Raw genomic sequence first — 16352 nt, 5'->3', positions numbered from 1 at the left:
TCCAGGATCGAGTGGGTTGAGCATGAGAACGAGGCCACTCGATCCGGGATCGAGCGCGATCATGAATCGTCGGTCGGTGGCGGGAGCTGGGTCCGAGACCGAGCTGCCCGAGCGGGGGCCGTCGGAGGTAGGGGGGTCCGAGGTGGGGGAGTGCGTGGGGGACGTCGATCTCGTTCGGGCGGCATTCCGTGCGGAGTGCCTGCGGCTTGGTGAGGTGCTGGCGACCCTCGATCCGACGGACCTGGCCCGGCCGACCGGCTGCGTGCCGTGGACGGTGGCCGAACTGCTGGCACATGTTCGCACCGGTGCGGGCCGGCTGATCGACATGCTGGCCGCACCGGCACCGACCGGTGCCCTGGTCGACGCCGCCGGATACTTCGGTGCCGCCAAGTTCACCCTCGAGGTCGACGCCGCCCGCATCGAGTCGGCCCGCGCCGAGGCGGGCCGGGTCGAGTCGGCTCGTGCCGAGGAGGCTCGCATCGCGTCGGCTCGTGCCGAGGCGGATCGGGTCGAGGAGGCTCGGGTGGGGGACGGGCGGGTCGAGAGTGGCGAGGAGAGGTTCGGCTCGGAGGGTGCGCGCCGAGGGGTCGGATTGGGTGAGGACTTCGACCGGGCCTGGCGCGCTGCCCTCGCGGCCGTCGAGGCGTGTCCACCGGACCGGGTGGTACGCACCCGACACGGCGATGCGATGACGGTGACGGAGTTCCTGCGTACCCGGGTGGTCGAGGTCGGGGTGCACGGCCTGGACCTGGCCGCGGCGCTGGACCGTCCGCCGTGGCTGACCACGGCCGCCAGCCGGGTCATCACCGACCTGCTCACTGCGGGCCGCCGCCTGCCGGCGGAGCTGGGCTGGGACCGGCTGACCTTGATCACCAAGGTGACCGGGCGCACTCCGTGCAGTCCTGCCGAACAGGCAGCCCTCGCCCGCGTCGGCCTGCCGCTGCTCGCCTTCGGCCGCTGATCCCCGCCGAGTGGGCCGGTCCCGTCGAGCGGGCTGGCTGCGTCGACTGGTCTGGCTGCGTCGACTGGTCTGGCTGCGTCGAGTGGACCGGCCGGGTCGGGTGGGGCGCGTTACCGTGCCGACTCAGGGTCGCTGCCTGCCGGGGCCGCGGAGTCTCCGCCCGCGCTGACGGCCGGGTCGCGATCCGTTGAGGCCGCACCTCGGGGTGCGGGTACCTGGGGGAGGGCGGCCCGCAGCCGGGCCAGCACCACCGGGTCGATGCGGCTGGGGGCCAGCCGCTCCTCCAGGTTCTCCAGGCCGGCCCACTCGACAAGCGCGTCCTCCGGATCGGCCGGGTCCGCGGGGTGGCCGAGGGCGGTGAGCAGACCGGCCACCTCGGCGGCCACCGCGCCGGTCAGGTCGAGCAGGGTGGCCGGGTCGGGGCGGCTGAACATGAGGGTGTGCACGGCCAGCAGCCGATCGAGCTCGGTGATCGGATCGGGGTGGTCGTCGACCCGCAGATCGATCATGAGGTCGCCGGTGCCGCCGTACCCTCCGCCGCGACGGACCACGACGAGCCCGGCGCTCTGCTGGCCACGCCGGTCGCCGCCGGCCTCCTGCCCGGCGCGCAGCGCGGCGAGCAGCCGCTGCGCGAACGGCAGATCGGTACGGGCCAGCCAGGTGTCACGCAGCGCGTCGATCACCTCGGGGCCGGTGAGGATGTTGCCCTGCGCGGCCCAGCCGTCGCCCGCCTGGCCGCCCGCCCAGTCCCGGCAGTGCTCCCCGGTGTACGTGGCGCCGGGGCCGGTGGCGGCGACCACACCGAGCTGGCGGTGGTCGCGTTCCGGGTCGGCGGCGACCAGACCGGCGACCACACCTGTCGCCGTCACCCCGGTACGCAGCAGGGCGAGCCCCTGGGGCCGGTAGGCCAGGTTCACGTGTGCCTGGGTGGCGATCGCGCCGACCTGCGCCTCGGCTGCCGGTACGAGCGCGCCGGCGGCCAGGAAGCGGCTGGCCACGGCGACACCGTGCAGGTGGCCGTCGGCGGAGCGGGCGACGAGCGAGAAGGTCACGTCGGCAAGGTTAGCGCTGGTCACGGCCGGATTGCCGCTTCGGCGAGGGCAGCCGGTCGACCGGGTGGCCGAGGGGGATCTTGCCTGGGAGACCGGGTACGGGCACCATCGATCGATGACGACGCGATGGGCGATGACGGTGCCGTTGGACGGGGTCGCGCTGGCCGACCATGCCGCCGTGTACGAGGCTCTTGCCGATGCCGGGTTCACCGACCTGTGGTCCTCCGAGGTCAACGGTGTCGACGCCTTCACACCACTGACGCTGGCCGCCGTCTGGCAGCCCGGACTGCGGCTGGGTACCGCGGTCACGCCGGTGTTCACCCGCGGGCCGGGCCTGCTGGCGATGAGTGCCGCCGCGCTCGCCGACGTCGCGCCGGGCCGGTTCGCCCTGGGCATCGGCGCGTCGTCGCCGGTGGTGGTGTCCGACTGGAACGCGGTCGAGTTCACCGAGCCGTTTCGGCGTACCCGTGACGTGCTGCGGTTCCTGCGGGCGGCGTTGCGGGGGGAGACCGTCGACGGGGCCTTCGACACCTTCGCCGTGCGGCGGTTCAGCCTGCAACGTCCGCCGGCCGTACCGCCGCCGTTGCTGCTGGGCGCGCTGCGGCCGGGCATGCTGCGGCTGGCCGCCGCCGAAGCCGACGGGGTCATCCTGAACTGGCTCGCCGCCACCGACGTACCTCGCGCCGTGGCGGAACTCGGCGAACGCCGCCCGCAGTTCGAGGTGGTCGCCCGGATCTTCGTCTGCCCCACCGAGGACGCCGGGTACGCCCGCACCCTGGGCCGCCGCATGATCACCAGCTATCTGACGGTGCCCGCGTACGCGGAATTCCACAGGTGGCTCGGCCGCCAGGAGGCGCTGTCGCCGATGTGGCAGGCCTGGGCGGCCGGCGACCGGCGGGGCGCGCTCGCCGCCGTGCCGGACGAGGTGGTGGACGCGCTGATCGTGCACGGCTCACCCGAGCAGTGCCGGGCCAAGGTCCGCCGCTACGCCGAGGCCGGGGTGGATGTCCCCGTACTGGCGCTGCTGCCCACTCCCGAACTGGCTGCCGGGGACACGGCGGCCCTGACCACGATGATCGCCCGGCTCGGCCTCGGCTGACCGGGTCGTCCTCAGCGTCGCCAGCGCAGCGGCCCTGGATGCACCGACCAGAGCAGCCGCCGCCACCGGGACCGGGCGGCGCGCAGCGCGCCCGTGTAGCGGGTGGCCGCGTCGGCGGCGATGTCGGCCTGTGCGTCGGTCACCTGGCCGGGGGCGAACCCGACCTGGTTGACCAGCCGGGCCAGGTCGTCCACCGCCCGGCACGCGGCCACCGACCGATCCTCGGCCGGTCCCGCGCCAGCGCCCTGCGACACGGCGACCTGCGACACGGCGACCTGCGAGGCGGCACCCGGCGACGAGGCGGCCTGCGACGCGGCGGCCTGCGACCCGGCGGCCGGCAACGGGGCGGTTGGCGAGGCGGCGGGCAGGGCCCGGCGAGCCGCGGCGGCGACCTCGGTGGCGGACAGGTCGGCGGGGACCGGCCGCCCGGCCAGCCGCAGCGCGTCGGTCAGTTCCCGCCAGGCACCGGCGACCCGCTGGTCGGCCGGACCTCGGTGCAGCCGGTTGCGGGTCAGCGCCCGGCGCAGGCCGGCCAGGGTGGCCAGCGCCGCCACGACCAGCAGCAGGAGACCGGCGGCGGCACCGGCGGCCAGCACCGGCGTGGACAGCCCGGCCTGATCGTCACCGCCCTCGGCGGCGGCCGGGGGCGCGGACGACGCGGTCGGCTCCACGGTCGGCTCCGGCTGCTCCGACGGCGGTGGCTTCTCCGGCTGCGGCCGGAAGTCCTCCTCCACCGGTCGTGGCTCGTCGTCCGGGCGGGGCAGCGGGTCGAACGGTACCCAACCCACCCCGTCGAAGAGCACCTCCGGCCAGGCGTACGCGTCACCGGCGCGCACCGGCCCGTCGCCCGGCGCGGCGAACCCGACCACCACCCGTGTCGGTAACCCGGCCAACCGGCCCAGCACCGCGAACGAGGCCGCGAACTGTTCGGAGGTGCCCCGCTGCCCACCACCGTTACGCGGCCCGAACAGGAAGAACGCCAGATTCGGGTACGCGTGGCCGCTGGGCGCGTCGGCAACCAACCGGTAGTGCTCGGCCAGCCACTGCTCGATCGCCGCCGCCCGGGCGTACGGGGCACCGTTCTCCTCGGCCAGTTGGGTGGCGAGCCGGCGCAACTGGTCCGGCGCCCCGTCCGGCACGTGCAGTACCCGGGCCACCTCGTCCCCGGCCGGCGTGTTCGCGGTGGCCAGCAGGTTCGCGTCCGGACGTTCCCGGGCGGAGATCACCGTGTAGCGCAGGCCGGGACTGAGCCCGTCGGGACGGATCAGGGTGCCGGTGCCCGGGTCGTACGCCACCCGGGCACCGGTGACCTCGCGTGGTGTGGCCACCGCCGGCAACAACCGTCCACTCAGCTCGTCGACGGTGATCTCCTGCCGGACCGTCTCCACGGTGGCGTGCGCCGCCGGCTCCACCGTCGGCAGGATCCGGCCGGCGTTGCGGTAGGTGGCACCGACCCGCCAGGTCACCCCGTCGTAGTCGCTGAGCACCGCCAACCGGATCCGGTTGCCGCCACCGGCCTCGGTGCGCACCTGGAACAGCTGCTGGTCGGGGCGCAGCGCCCAGCCGGAGATCCGGATCAGCGGGTTCTCGTCCAGCGTCTCGACCTGCGGCGGCTCCACGTACCGGCGCGGGTCCACCGGTCGTACCTCCACCAGCGCGGCCACCGCCGGGCCGAGCAGCGTCGCCGCCGCGACCACCACCGCCGTACCGGCGGCGGAGGCGACCGCCAGCCGGGCCCGTACCCGCGAACGCACCGCCGGGGCCAGCGTGTCGAGCGGGTCGTCGCCGCGCCGGGCCGAGGCGGCCAGGCCGAGCCCCGCCAGCACCACAAGCGCCACGGTCGGGCCGATCGCCGGTTCGGCGTTGGGCCCGACGACGTACACCGCGCCGACGTGGAGCAGCACCGGCGGGAGGTAACCCAGCAGCACCCGCCCGGCGCGCAGGGCCACCTCCGCGCCGGCCAGCCCGGCCAACCAGGCACCCACCAGCGGCACCAGAACCGTGTCCGGGGTCGGCTCCACCGGGATCATCGCGGTCAGCAGCCGGGGGATGCCGTTGCCGGCGGCGTCGGCGGCCACCTGGGCGAACCCGCCCGGCAGACCGGCCCGATCCGCGGTCAGCCGCAGGCACCACGCCGTCCAACCGAACATCACCAGCACCGACACCGGCGCGACCAGCCACGACGGCAGCCGCCGCGCCGCGACGCTGACCAGCACCGACCCGAGGGCCGCGCCGGCCACCAGGGCGGTCAGCAGCGATCCGGCGTACACCCGGTCCAGCGTCACCCCGGCCAGCACGACCATGCCGACAAGCGCCGCCGGCACCGGGACCGCCCGCAGCAGCCTCACCACCGACGCACCCCGTCCCACTCGGCGGCGAACGCGGCCCCGTCGGCCGCGTCCACCACGAGCAGACCGCCCGTACCCGGCGGCGTCGGTTCCGTCGCGCCGAAAACCCCGACCACCACCGACGGGTACGCCCCGCGCAGCGCACCGACGTGCCCCAGGTCATCGCGCCCACCAGGCCCGGTGAGTACGACCAGGGTGTCGCCGAGGCGGTCGCGGCGCAGTCGTGCCGCCGCAGCCTCCAGCGTGCCCTCGTCCGACAGCGACACCGCCGCCAACCGGTCCAACGGCCCGGTCGGTCCACCGTCGCCGGCCCCGTCCGCACCCGCCCCGTGAACTTCCGTGCCGCCAAGGCCCGCCGGGCCGTGGTGAGTCGCTGCGGTGCTCGCCTCGGCGAGGTCGTCCGGCGCGGCGACGAAGAGCAGCGTCACGGGCAGGTCCTCGCGGACCGCCGCGGTGACCACCGAGGCCGCCGCCTCACATGCCGCCTCGAACGACTCGGCCACCCCACGCACCCGCTGCGGATGCGCCGCCAACCGGTTGTCCAGCAGCACCACGATCCGGGGCAGGCTGGTGTCCACGTTCTCCCGCACCATCAGCTCACCGACCCGGGCACTGGTACGCCAGTGCACCCGCCGCAACTCGTCACCGACGACGTACTCCCGCAACGAGTCGAAGGTGATCGAGCCGTGCGGTACGGCGTCGACCCGGCCGTCGAGACTGCGGCCCGCGCCGGTGGGCACCGCACGCAACGGATGGATCTTGGGGTGCACCCACACCGGCACGCTGTCGCCGTAGCTGCGCGCCACCACGACCAGGCCGAGAGGATCGCGGCGGGTCACCCGCAGCGGACCCACCGGCACCACGCCCCGCCGGGCGGTCGGCACCTCGTAACCGACGGTGGTGTCGGCCCCCGGGCGCAGCCGCAGCACCGGCACCGGCACCACCTGGTCACCGCACCTGTCGGCGGCGAGCAGACTCGCCGACCGCAACCGACCCACGTTACGAACGGTCAACGTCATCGCCGCCGGCTCACCCCGCGCCACCCGGTCCGGGTCCGCCTGCCGGCGCACCTGCAACCGGGGCCGCCACGCCGCACTCAGCACCGCGACCGCCACGGCGACGCCGGCCGCCGCACCGAGCACCGTCAACTCCGGGTACCCGAACCGGAACCCGGCGCCGAGCAGCAGCACCGCGGCGACGAGCAGACCGGTACCCCGGGCGGTGATCCCCACGCCGCTCCTCGCGATCAGGGCTGCGCCGGCGCCGGCTGCCCCGACGGCAGCGGCACCGGCACCGACGCGACGGCCTGACGCAACACGTCACCGGCGGTCACGCCACGCACCTGGGCGTCCGGAGTGAGCAGCAGCCGGTGGGCGAAGACCGGCTCGGCGAGGGTCTTGAGATCCTCCGGCATGATCCAACCCCGGCCGTCGATAAGCGCGTACGCGCACGCCGCCCGGGTCAACGCGATCACCCCACGCGGGCTGACCCCGACCCGCACCTGCGGATGGGTACGGGTCGCCGCGGCCAACCGCACCGCGTACGTGTACAGCGGCTCGGCGATGTGCACCCGGCGGGCCATCCGGACCATCTCCCCGATCGTGGTGGTGTCGGTGATCGCGGCCAGCGCCTCGGGGGAGCGCACCGTGGCCCCGCGCAGCACCTCCACCTCCACCGCCTCGTCGGGGTAGCCGACGGAGAGCTTGACCAGGAACCGGTCCAGCTGCGCCTCCGGCAGCCGGTAGGTGCCGTCCATCTCCACCGGGTTCTGCGTCGCCACCACCAGGAACGGCTGCGGCACCGGATGGCGTACGCCGTCCACGGTGACCGTGCGCTCCTCCATCACCTCCAGCAGCGCCGACTGCGTCTTCGGCGACGCCCGGTTGATCTCGTCGGCGATGACGATGTTGGCGAACACCGGGCCCGGATGGAACTCGAACCCCCGGGTGGCCTGGTTGAAGATCGTCACCCCGGACACGTCCGACGGCAGCAGGTCCGGCGTGAACTGGATACGCCGCCACTGCCCCTTCACGGTCGCCGCGATCGCCCGCGCGAGGGTCGTCTTACCCACCCCGGGCACGTCTTCGAGCAGCACGTGCCCCTGGGCGAACAGCGCCGTCAACGCCAGCCGGACCACCTGCGGCTTACCGAGCACCACCGCGTTGACGTTCTCCGCCAGCCGGGCGGCCAGGGCGGCGAAGCCCTGCACCTCCTGGTGGCTGAGGGGTTCCTGGCTGTTCACGGTGGTGCTCCTTGCCTGGGGTGGATCAGCAGGTGGGCAGGACGTTGATGTTGTCGCCGTCCTCCAGGTTCAACCAGACCCACGGGATGTAGTTGCGCCCGCTGTACTCGACCCGCACCCACCAGGTGCTGCGCTTGCCGTTGTTGTAGACGTACGCGTACACCTCCTCGCCGCGGACCTTGCACAGCGCCTTCAGCCGGGTGCCGGGTTTGGCCCAGCCGACCTGCCGGTCGTTGTCCTGCCGGGGCACCGAGAAGATCTCGTTGCCGTTGCGGCCGTCGCGGTCCCGGTCGCAGTAGGTGCGCTGCTCCGGCTCGTCGCCGTTGACACAGGTGGCGATGCCGTACAGCGCATCGGTCTCCTGGGCCCGGGTCGCCGTACCCGAACCGGCGGCGTTGGTGGCCGTCACCGTGAACGTGTAACCGGTGCCCGGCGTCAACCCACCCATGGTGATGCTGGAGCACGGGCCGCTGGTGGCCGGCTGACCCGACCGGGCCAGCGTGCACGTCGCCTGCCCACCGCCGGCATCCACGGTGAACGCCACAGTCGCCGACGTCGCGGTCGCCGACGAACCGGTCACCGTCACCCGGGGCGGCGCCACCGTCCGCGCCGTCGTCGTCGCCTCCGGACCCTCACCGGCCTCGTTGACCGCCCGGACCCGCACCGTCACGTTCTGCCCGTCACCCAGGCCACCCACCGTCGTGCGGGTGTCGGTCACCTCGCTGCGCTGCTCGCCCACCTCCACCACGTACCCGGAGATCGGGCGGCCGTTGGCCTCGGCCGGGGCCCACTGCACCGACACCGTGCCCGGCCGATCCGCCACCGTGCCCGCGGTCAACTCCGCGGGCGCACCGGGCACCGTGAACGGCACCACCGTGTCGCTGACCGGCGACGACTCCGACGCCGCACCCTTGTCGTTGACCGCCACCACCGTGAACGCGTACTGCGTGCCGTACTCCAACTCACCGGCGGCGATCACCAACTCGGTGCCCTCCGACTCGCCGGCCGGGGCGTTCGTCCCCGCCGACGTGGCCGTCACCGCGTACCGGGCGATCTTGTTGCCCTGCCCGTTCGCCTCCGGCCAGGTCACCACCACCGTGCCGTCCGGCCGGGCCTGCGCCGAGACGCTGGCCGGCGCGTCCGGCACCTCCGCCGTCGGGGTCACCGGGTTGCTCTTACGGGCCGGTCCCGCGCCCTTGGCGTTCACCGCGTGCACGGAGAAGGTGTACGTCTCCCCGTTGGTCAACTCCTCGACCTGCACCGACCGCTGGTTCGCCCCCACCTCCAGGCGCTGCCCGGCACCCTCCACCACGTAGCGGACGATCTCCGCGCCGTTGGCCGCCGCCGGCCGCCAACTGACCCGCGCCTGCGCGTCACCTGCCGACGCGGTCACACTGCGCGGCGCGCCCGGCTTGCTCACCTGCGGCTTGCGCGGCGGGGGAGGCGGCGGCGGTGGCGGCTCCTCCGGCGGATCACCACCCAGCACGTCGTTGGCGTACTTGTCGACCTCACGTACCTCGTGCCGATCGTTGACGACCCGGGCGGTCGCCGCGTCCGGTGCGTTGATGAACAGGTGGTTCTCCCGCACCTCCAACTCCAGCGGCCCGCCCCAGCGGCCCCGGATGGTGTCCACCAACTGGCCCGCCGCGTCGAACGCGTACACCACACCCGCCGCGTCGTCGGCACAGTAGATCCGACCCGCCCAGGCCACCGCAGCACCCAGCCGGTCACCCTCACCCGGCACCGTGAACGACCGCACCTCGCCGTCGGCGACCGCGTGCACCTGCCGCTGCCCGGCCACCGTCACCGGTACCACCGGCCCGCTGGTACGCGCCGGCACCGTGCCCGGCCCGGTCAACTGCTCACCCAGCACCGTACGACGGGTCTCGCCCCGCACCACCGTCACCAGCGCCCCGGCCGTACGGTCCAGCACCGCCACACCGTCATCAAGCGTGGACACCATCAACTCGTGGCTGGGCTCGGCCACGTCATGGGTCTCGACCTGCTGCGGCGACACCGGCGCATCCGGTGCCCCCGACGCCGGCAGCCGGGCGGCGGTGATCGCCGAGACCGTGCCCTCGGCCGGCACCGCGATCCACAACCGACCCTCGCCGTCGAACGTGCCACCGGTGATCCCCGGCGGGTACCGCACCGGCTCACCCACCGGCGTCAGCGACCGGGGATCCAACTGCCGCACCACACCCTGCACCGCGTCCACCACGAACGCGGCATCCTCGTGCAGCGCCACACTGACACCCAACCCGGGCGTGGTCGGCGTGGTCGCGGTGATCTGAAGCGTGGCCAGGTCAAGCGCGCTGATCTGGCCACTGTGCAGGTCACGCAGCACCAACATCCGATCCGTCTGCACCACCTGCATCGGATGCCGCCGCGCCGCGGGCACCTCCACCCGGGTGTCCACCCGGGCGGTCACCCCGTTGACCCGGGCCAGTTCGCTGCGCGCCGCGCTCCACAGCCAGGAACTCGCGTCGTAACTGGCCACCGCGTTGTCCGCCGAGCCGAGACCGAGCACGGTCAGACCCATCGCCGCCAGCAGCGCCAGCACCGTCGCCACGGTGACCAGACCACCCCGCAGCCGGGACCGGGACCGGGTCGTGCGGGTCGGAACGACCTCGTCCATGCTCGCCACAGTTGGCGCCTCCCGTGTCGTCCTGGCAGGTGGCGCCCCCGTACGGCAACCCCTCCCCTGAGCCGGGAGCCATCATATGGTCACGCTATGGACGCCGGGAACCCGCATTGTCCGCCTGTGGACACCCTGCGTGGCGTGTCGTCGGCGTGTCCTCCCACCACTGTCGGGCCGCGACGGTGAGCCGATGTCGGTCGGGTTGTCAACCCTCCCGGCTGGTACACACCTGGCTGGAGGTGGCGAACTGGTCGGTGCCGTAGACGGCGAGAACGGTGAAGCAGTAGTCCACTCGGGAGTTCAGCCCGTTCACGGTATAACTGGTCTCGCCAGGGCCCACGGTGGCCATCACCCCCAGCGACTGACCGGCCCGCCCACCGGCCACCATGAACGGCACCAGCCCGTCCGCCGGATCGACCCAGGTCAGGGTGATCGTGCTCCGGTCGTCGCGCAACGCGAGATCCGCAGGCGGCGCACCACCCTGCGGCTGCGCCGACGAGTCGGGCACCGTCGACGGCGCGGCGGACCGCCGATCGAGCAGCAACAGCCCGACCCCGAGCATCGCCGCGAGCGCCACCACCACCGCGACCACGGCCACCACCACGACCCGGTTACGACCGGGCGCCGACGTCATCGGGGGACCCTGGTACGGCGGGGTGCCCCCCGATCCCGGCGGCAGTTGGCCGGGCTGTTGCTGCCCCCACCCGGCCGACGGGTACGCCGGCCCACCGGGCGGCGGGTACGCCTGCGGTGCCGCCGGTTGCGTCGGCGGTGGGTAGGCGTGCGGCGTCGCTGGTGGTGCGGGGGAGGGGTAAGCCTGCGGTGTCGTTGGTGGTGCCGGCGGGGGGTATGCCTGCGGTGCCGCTGCTTGCGTGGGAGGTGGGTAAGGCGGCGATCCGGGCTGACCCGGCGACGGCTCAACCTGCGGCATCGTCGGGTGCGGGGGCGGTGAGTAGGTCGGCGGCGGGGGCGGGATCTGCTGGGCCGCCCGCTGCGGGTCCTCGGCACCGAAACCACCGTGCTGCTGCGGGCCGCCCGCGCTGCCATAACCACCCGAACTGCCAGGCAGGTCGCCAGCCGGCAGGTGGCGCGGCGGCCCACTCGTCGGACGGTACGCCGGTGTCTCCGCGGCCGGGCCGGGAAGGCTGCCGGCGGCTGCGCGCGGGAACGGCACCCTGCCCGGCGGCCCGCTTGTCGGTCCCGGCTGGGGCAGCGGCGCGGTCAGTTCGTGCGCCGCCGGGCTCACCGGCGCGACCTGCCCCACGTCGCCGAACCCCGGCACCTGATGCGCCTGCGGCCCGGATAGATGATCATTTGGTACGAAGGGTGGAGCACTGGTCGGCGCACCACTGAGTGGTGGCGTGGGCGGCGGTCCGCTGGCCGGGGGTGCACTCTGCGGCGGTCCGCTGTCCGGGGGTGCACTCTGCGGTGGTCCGCTGACCGGAAGGGTGCCGTGCGGCGGTCCGCTGATCGGGGCCGCGCTGTGCGGTGGGCCGCTGACGGGCGACGCTGTGTCGGCGGGCGGCGTCGTAGCCTGTGCCCGGGAGCCAAGGCGAGCCGTCTCCTCTGCCAGCAGCGGCCCGATCTGCTGGACCGGAATCGTCGGATTTGCCCATTGCGGCTGACGTGCTGCGGCCGGCTGGCCGTCACCCTGCTCCGCCGACCCGGTGGAAGGCGCAGGCACCGTCAGGCCCAGTACCTCCGTCGCGTCGCCCACCTCCGGCGACGTTGCCGTTGGCGACGCTGCTCCGGGTGACACCGCTGCGGGCGACGCCGCCTCGGGCGGCAGCGCCAGACCTGGCTCACCCAGGCGGGCAGTCTGGTCGTGCATAGCGGCCCGGGGTGTAGGCACCGCCGGAGCAGGTGGCACCGATGCCGCCGGGCCAGGGGGCGGCGGCACCGGCGGCACGGCCGGGGCGAGGGGTGGCAGGTCGGGTGCAGAGGGGACAACGGGGGCGGCCGAGGCAGCGGGAGCCACCGCGGGTAGTGGCGCGGTGGCAATCGACGCGTCGTGCGGCTGCCAGGCGGTCGACAGGACGGCCAGCGACACCGTCGGCTCAGCGAGCGCACCATGCGGCGACTGATCGACCGAAGCCGGTTGTCCGGCCGGGGGAGCCGCCGGCGGGAGGGCGGGCGCGGCGTCGCCGAGATACTCGCGTGCTGCGCGTACCGCTGGATGATCCACACCGAGCACGGCGGGGCCGGCGGTCGCGACGCGCAGGTAGTTTCGGCGAGCCTCGTGGCGGTTGCCCAGTTCGTCCGCGACGGATCCCAGCTCGTACGACAAGGCCAGCATCAGCGGGTCCGACTGCGGCCACCGGCGCTCCCCGGCGGCGAACGCCTCCTCCAGCACCCGGCGGGCGGCACTCGGCTCGTCCGCCTCCCGGTGCAGCCGCGCCAGCAGGTGCGCGGTGCTCAGGACGTCCGGGTGATCCTTGCCGAACGGCGGCCGAGCAGACTCGAACGCGTCACTCAGCAGCTCACGGGCGGCGGCATGGTTGCCCGCCCCACGCAGTGCGAGGGCACGCTGCTGGGCGACGGCCAGGGGAGAGGCATGGGGCACGTGGCCCATGCTGCCGGGTGTCGCCGCCGCACCGCTACCCGACCCGCGGACCCGGTACGCCCGTCTCCCGGACCCCGCCCCTTCCGGCCTGGGCGGGCGGCCGATGCCGATGTGCATGATCCATCTGCGGCGTGTACAGTAACTCCCCGTGCGGCCCGCTGGGCGGCCTTCGGATGGTGGACCACCGAGGCCGGCAGGGTAGGCTGGACAGAGTAGGTCCGGGTGGCGGAATGGCAGACGCGCTAGCTTGAGGTGCTAGTGCCCGTATAGGGCGTGGGGGTTCAAGTCCCCCCTCGGACACGAACCAAATCCCAACGGTGTTCGCCAAGATCAATTCTGGCGAACACCGTTTGTGTTTCTGCGGAGTACGTCAGCCTCAGCCGTAGGCTTCGGTACAGGTCGAGCTTGTCTTCGGGTTCTGCCTCCCCCAGCGCCGCAGCGATGTTGCCCAGCTCGGCGACCTCCGCTTCTCGTCACTGCACGGGCGCGATTCCGTGGCACAGCACCAACGCATCATCGATTTGTGTGAGGCCCACGACGTGGAGCGAGCCGCGGTGGCCGCCCGGGACAATTGGCTGAGCCTGGATCCGCTCTTCGACTTCGAGGCGCCCCCGCAGTAGAGCGCCCGTCCTGCGACAGGCCCGCCCCCGACCCGATGTGACCTGCGCCGCGGCGTCGAACACGGGCTGCGGGGTGACGTCGTACCTGATGAGCGGCGGTACACGCGCGCGGCCACCCGCACGATTGGAGACGCCCGGTGAAGATCTGGCTTCCACACAAGCTCGGCCTGACCTACCTGCACGACCTGCCGGCGGAGGTCGACATCGAGGTGGCGGACGACCCGGCGGCACTGCCCTCGGACCCCGAAACGGTCACCTTCTTCGTCCCGACATGGCTGGACCAGCCGCAGTTCCACGACGTCGTGCCACGGATGCGCGCACTGGAGGTCCTGCAGCTGCCGAGCGCGGGTTCCGACGGGTGGCTCCACCTGACACCACCGACAACGGTGATCTGTGACGCCCGTGGGCTGCACAGCGCGGCGACCGCCGAGTGGGTGCTGGCAGCCACCCTGGCGCAGCTCCGTCACCTTCCCTCCCTTTACTCGGCGCAGCTCAACGGCGTCTGGAAGCCGCAGCCGGGTGTCGACCTGAGCGGCCGGCGCGTACTGCTGATCGGCGCGGGCTCGGTGGGCGCGGCCGTCGCCCGACGCTTGGAACCCTTTGAGGTCGACCTGACCGTCGTGGCACGGACAGCGCGGCCGGCGGAGGGCGTACGCGGCGTCGCCGACCTGCCCCTGCTTCTGCGCCGGGCCGATGTGGTGATCGTCGTGGTGCCGTTGACCGCCGCGACCCGTCACCTGGTCGACAGCGAGTTCCTGGCTGCCCTGCCGGACGGGGCCCTTCTGGTGAACGCCTCGCGTGGCCCGGTGGTGGACACCATGGCGCTGCTCGGGGAACTGTCGTCGGGTCGGCTGCGCGCCGCGCTCGACGTGACCGATCCCGAGCCACTTCCGGACGGTCACCCCCTCTGGCGGGAGGCGAACGCTCTGATCACTCCCCATGTCGGCGCGATCACCGAAGGGCTCACCGACCGCGTGTACCGGCTGGTGCGCGACCAGGTCGACAGCTACCTCGCCGGGGAACCTCTCGCCAACCGTGTCGACCGCTGAACCGGGCGCGTCCGGCGGATCGACTGGCCCAACCTGACCACGGCCCACCAGTTGGGCGACGGGAGTGTGAACTGTGCCGCAGAACGTTCGAGCGCGTGACGGCGCGGCGGCGCGCCCTCACCGTGACGCTGACACTGGAACTGGTGCTCGTCGCGCTCGGCTGCGGCCTGGCATGGCAGAGCAAGGCCGGCGGCGGAAGGCGACCGACGACGGCCACCAACCTCGTCGACATGAACCCCGTCCGCCCGGCCCCGCCGCACCGGGTGCGGCAACCGGCACCTACACCTGGGACTGTGGCCGAAACGAGAACGGCCACCGCAACACCGCCAACATCGTGATGGCGCCCGGCTTTCCCGGGCAGCCTCATCACGTGCACGACTACGTCGGCAACCTCTCCGCCGCCGTCGGCTCGACGCCGCAGACCCTCGCAGCGGCACTGTCGACCTGCCGCAACGGTGACCTGTCGACGTACTTCTGGCCGGTGCTGCGCACCGTCGGCCCGACCGCCGCCACCGACCACACCGGCCACGACGGCCCGATCCACGTGCCGGTCGAGGTGACCCTCACCTTCTCCGGCAACCCCCGGGGAACCGTCGTGCCGATGCCGCAGCAGCTCGCCGGCACGGTCGGGGACGCCGTGGCCGTCACCAACGGGCCCGGATCGTGGCGGTGACCTGGACCTGCTCGAGCACCGCGGAGCGGCGCACCACGGGGTACCCCCGATGCCCGGCCGGCGACCGAGTGCAGCGGGTGTACGCAACGCCTTCCCGGTGCCCCGGCTCCGACTGACCCTCGGGTACGACATCCCGCCGGCTGCCGCGTTTCCGGATCGACGCCTTCGACGGTCAGCGCAACAGCCGCTGACCGGTCACGCGTTCTTCGTCAACCTGATGCCGGAGCCGCTGATGGCGACTGTCGTCGACTGCCTCAACAGTGGACGGACCAACCAGGTCTGACCCGGGCACACCTCACTGCGGTCGACCGACCTCGAACCGGCCGTCGGAGGACAGCACCGTGACGGTGACGGTCTTCGGCACGCCGGCCACCTGGGCGGAGCAGGAGAAGCGGCTGTCCACCTCGACCGATCGGCCCGGTGGGCAGGCGACGAGGTCCGCGTCGAGCTGGTAGTCGTCGCGCAGCACCGACAGCACCCCCTGCTGCAGGGCCGCCGTGTCGAAGACCTTCGTGACGAAGTAGCCGGGCCAGACCAGTCCGAGTACCGCGACCAGCGCCACCACTGCCACCACCTGGCCGACGACGGCGATCAGGAGTTTCCGGGAGACCCGCCGCCGACGTTCGACGGGTGGGCGCGACCCGGCTGAGTCCGGCCCCCACTGCGCCGGAGGTGCCGGCGCCCACCGAGGGGCGGGAGTGGGGAAGTCGCCGTCGGCGCCCGCATACGGGTTCGTCATCGTCGTCTCCTCCGGGCTCAGCTGGCGGCCGCGGTGGCCGGCGCTGCCGGCCCGGTCACCTCGTCGCCGCACGCGCCCAGGGCCGCCAGGCTGGCCAGTGCGATCGCGCTCAGCGCGACCCGGCTGTGCACAAGCATCTCTGCTCCACCTCGTGTTCGGGGAGGACCACGCCCATCTGCGCAGTCCGGCATCCACACGAAGCGGTCGGCGACCTGGTTCACCGTCGAGGTCGGACGAGTCTCCGGTCACGACGTCGAGTCTCGCGCTGAACCGTTTCGGGCCACCGTCCGTGTGGGTGGCGGCGACGGCGGAAGGCGACCCAGGAGGGGCCGCCCCCCGGAGCCGGAAACGACCGACGACCTGAA

General features: G+C 73.4%; 12 protein-coding genes and 1 tRNA gene. 6 read left to right on the top strand and 7 right to left on the bottom strand.

The genetic code is table 11. The annotated features are described in order from the left end of the window. Positions 1-154: 154 nt before the first annotated feature. Entirely contained in the window at positions 155-961 is an 807-nt protein-coding gene (locus Vgi01_RS29455) for a maleylpyruvate isomerase N-terminal domain-containing protein (protein ID WP_204293242.1), read from the top strand. A gap of 110 nt (positions 962-1071) precedes the next feature. On the opposite strand, the gene Vgi01_RS29450 is transcribed toward Vgi01_RS29455, so the two are convergent. Next, the gene (locus tag Vgi01_RS29450) at positions 1072-2013 is read right to left on the bottom strand and encodes a DUF1028 domain-containing protein (protein ID WP_204293241.1); all 942 of its coding nucleotides are present in this window, start codon (positions 2011-2013) and stop codon (positions 1072-1074) included. 133 nt (positions 2014-2146) lie between these two features. Between Vgi01_RS29450 and Vgi01_RS29445 the strand changes: the two genes are divergently transcribed. Beyond that, positions 2147-3112, top strand: a complete 966-nt coding sequence (locus tag Vgi01_RS29445) for an LLM class F420-dependent oxidoreductase (protein ID WP_204293243.1) — start codon at positions 2147-2149, stop codon at positions 3110-3112. Between the two features lie 11 nt (positions 3113-3123). Here Vgi01_RS29445 and Vgi01_RS29440 read toward each other — a convergent pair whose 3' ends face one another. The 5 genes from Vgi01_RS29440 to Vgi01_RS30980 all read right to left on the bottom strand — a co-directional run bounded on the left by Vgi01_RS29440 (position 3124) and on the right by Vgi01_RS30980 (position 12906). Beyond that, a complete protein-coding gene (locus tag Vgi01_RS29440; protein ID WP_425559688.1) occupies positions 3124-5463 on the bottom strand; it encodes a transglutaminase TgpA family protein in 2340 nt (779 codons plus the stop codon). After that, positions 5457-6692 carry a DUF58 domain-containing protein gene (locus Vgi01_RS29435; RefSeq protein WP_204293239.1) on the bottom strand — a complete coding sequence of 412 codons (1236 nt, stop codon included), beginning with the start codon at positions 6690-6692 and terminating at the stop codon, positions 5457-5459. Before Vgi01_RS29435 ends, Vgi01_RS29440 begins: the two co-directional genes overlap by 7 nt. A 14-nt stretch (positions 6693-6706) precedes the next feature. Further along, entirely contained in the window at positions 6707-7702 is a 996-nt protein-coding gene (locus Vgi01_RS29430) for an AAA family ATPase (RefSeq protein WP_102657471.1), read from the bottom strand. A gap of 25 nt (positions 7703-7727) precedes the next feature. Next, the gene (locus Vgi01_RS29425; protein ID WP_204293238.1) at positions 7728-10340 is read right to left on the bottom strand and encodes a fibronectin type III domain-containing protein; all 2613 of its coding nucleotides are present in this window, start codon (positions 10338-10340) and stop codon (positions 7728-7730) included. 208 nt (positions 10341-10548) lie between these two features. Next, a complete protein-coding gene (locus Vgi01_RS30980; RefSeq protein ID WP_239089241.1) occupies positions 10549-12906 on the bottom strand; it encodes a tetratricopeptide repeat protein in 2358 nt (785 codons plus the stop codon). Positions 12907-13122: 216 nt separating this feature from the next. Between Vgi01_RS30980 and Vgi01_RS29410 the strand changes: the two genes are divergently transcribed. The 4 genes from Vgi01_RS29410 (at position 13123) to Vgi01_RS29395 (ending at position 15531) form a co-directional block, all read left to right on the top strand. Next, positions 13123-13206 (top strand) — tRNA-Leu (locus Vgi01_RS29410). Positions 13207-13663: 457 nt separating this feature from the next. After that, positions 13664-14575: a 2-hydroxyacid dehydrogenase gene (locus tag Vgi01_RS29405; RefSeq protein WP_204293237.1), complete on the top strand. Its 912-nt coding sequence runs from the start codon at positions 13664-13666 to the stop codon at positions 14573-14575. Positions 14576-14945: 370 nt separating this feature from the next. Continuing rightward, a complete protein-coding gene (locus tag Vgi01_RS29400; RefSeq protein ID WP_204293236.1) occupies positions 14946-15248 on the top strand; it encodes a hypothetical protein in 303 nt (100 codons plus the stop codon). A gap of 49 nt (positions 15249-15297) precedes the next feature. Further along, positions 15298-15531 carry a hypothetical protein gene (locus Vgi01_RS29395; RefSeq protein WP_204293235.1) on the top strand — a complete coding sequence of 78 codons (234 nt, stop codon included), beginning with the start codon at positions 15298-15300 and terminating at the stop codon, positions 15529-15531. Positions 15532-15543: 12 nt separating this feature from the next. Here the strand turns inward: Vgi01_RS29395 and Vgi01_RS29390 are convergent, their stop codons facing one another. Continuing rightward, on the bottom strand, positions 15544-15987 hold the full coding sequence (locus tag Vgi01_RS29390) for a DUF4333 domain-containing protein (RefSeq protein WP_204293234.1): 444 nt from the start codon (positions 15985-15987) through the stop codon (positions 15544-15546). Between the last annotated feature and the right edge of the window lie 365 nt (positions 15988-16352).

Source organism: Micromonospora gifhornensis (genome assembly GCF_016863515.1).
In the GTDB taxonomy this organism is placed as follows: Bacteria; Actinomycetota; Actinomycetes; order Mycobacteriales; family Micromonosporaceae; genus Micromonospora; species Micromonospora gifhornensis.
Note: the sequence above shows the minus strand (reverse complement) of the source record. Positions and strands in the feature narration are given on the sequence as shown.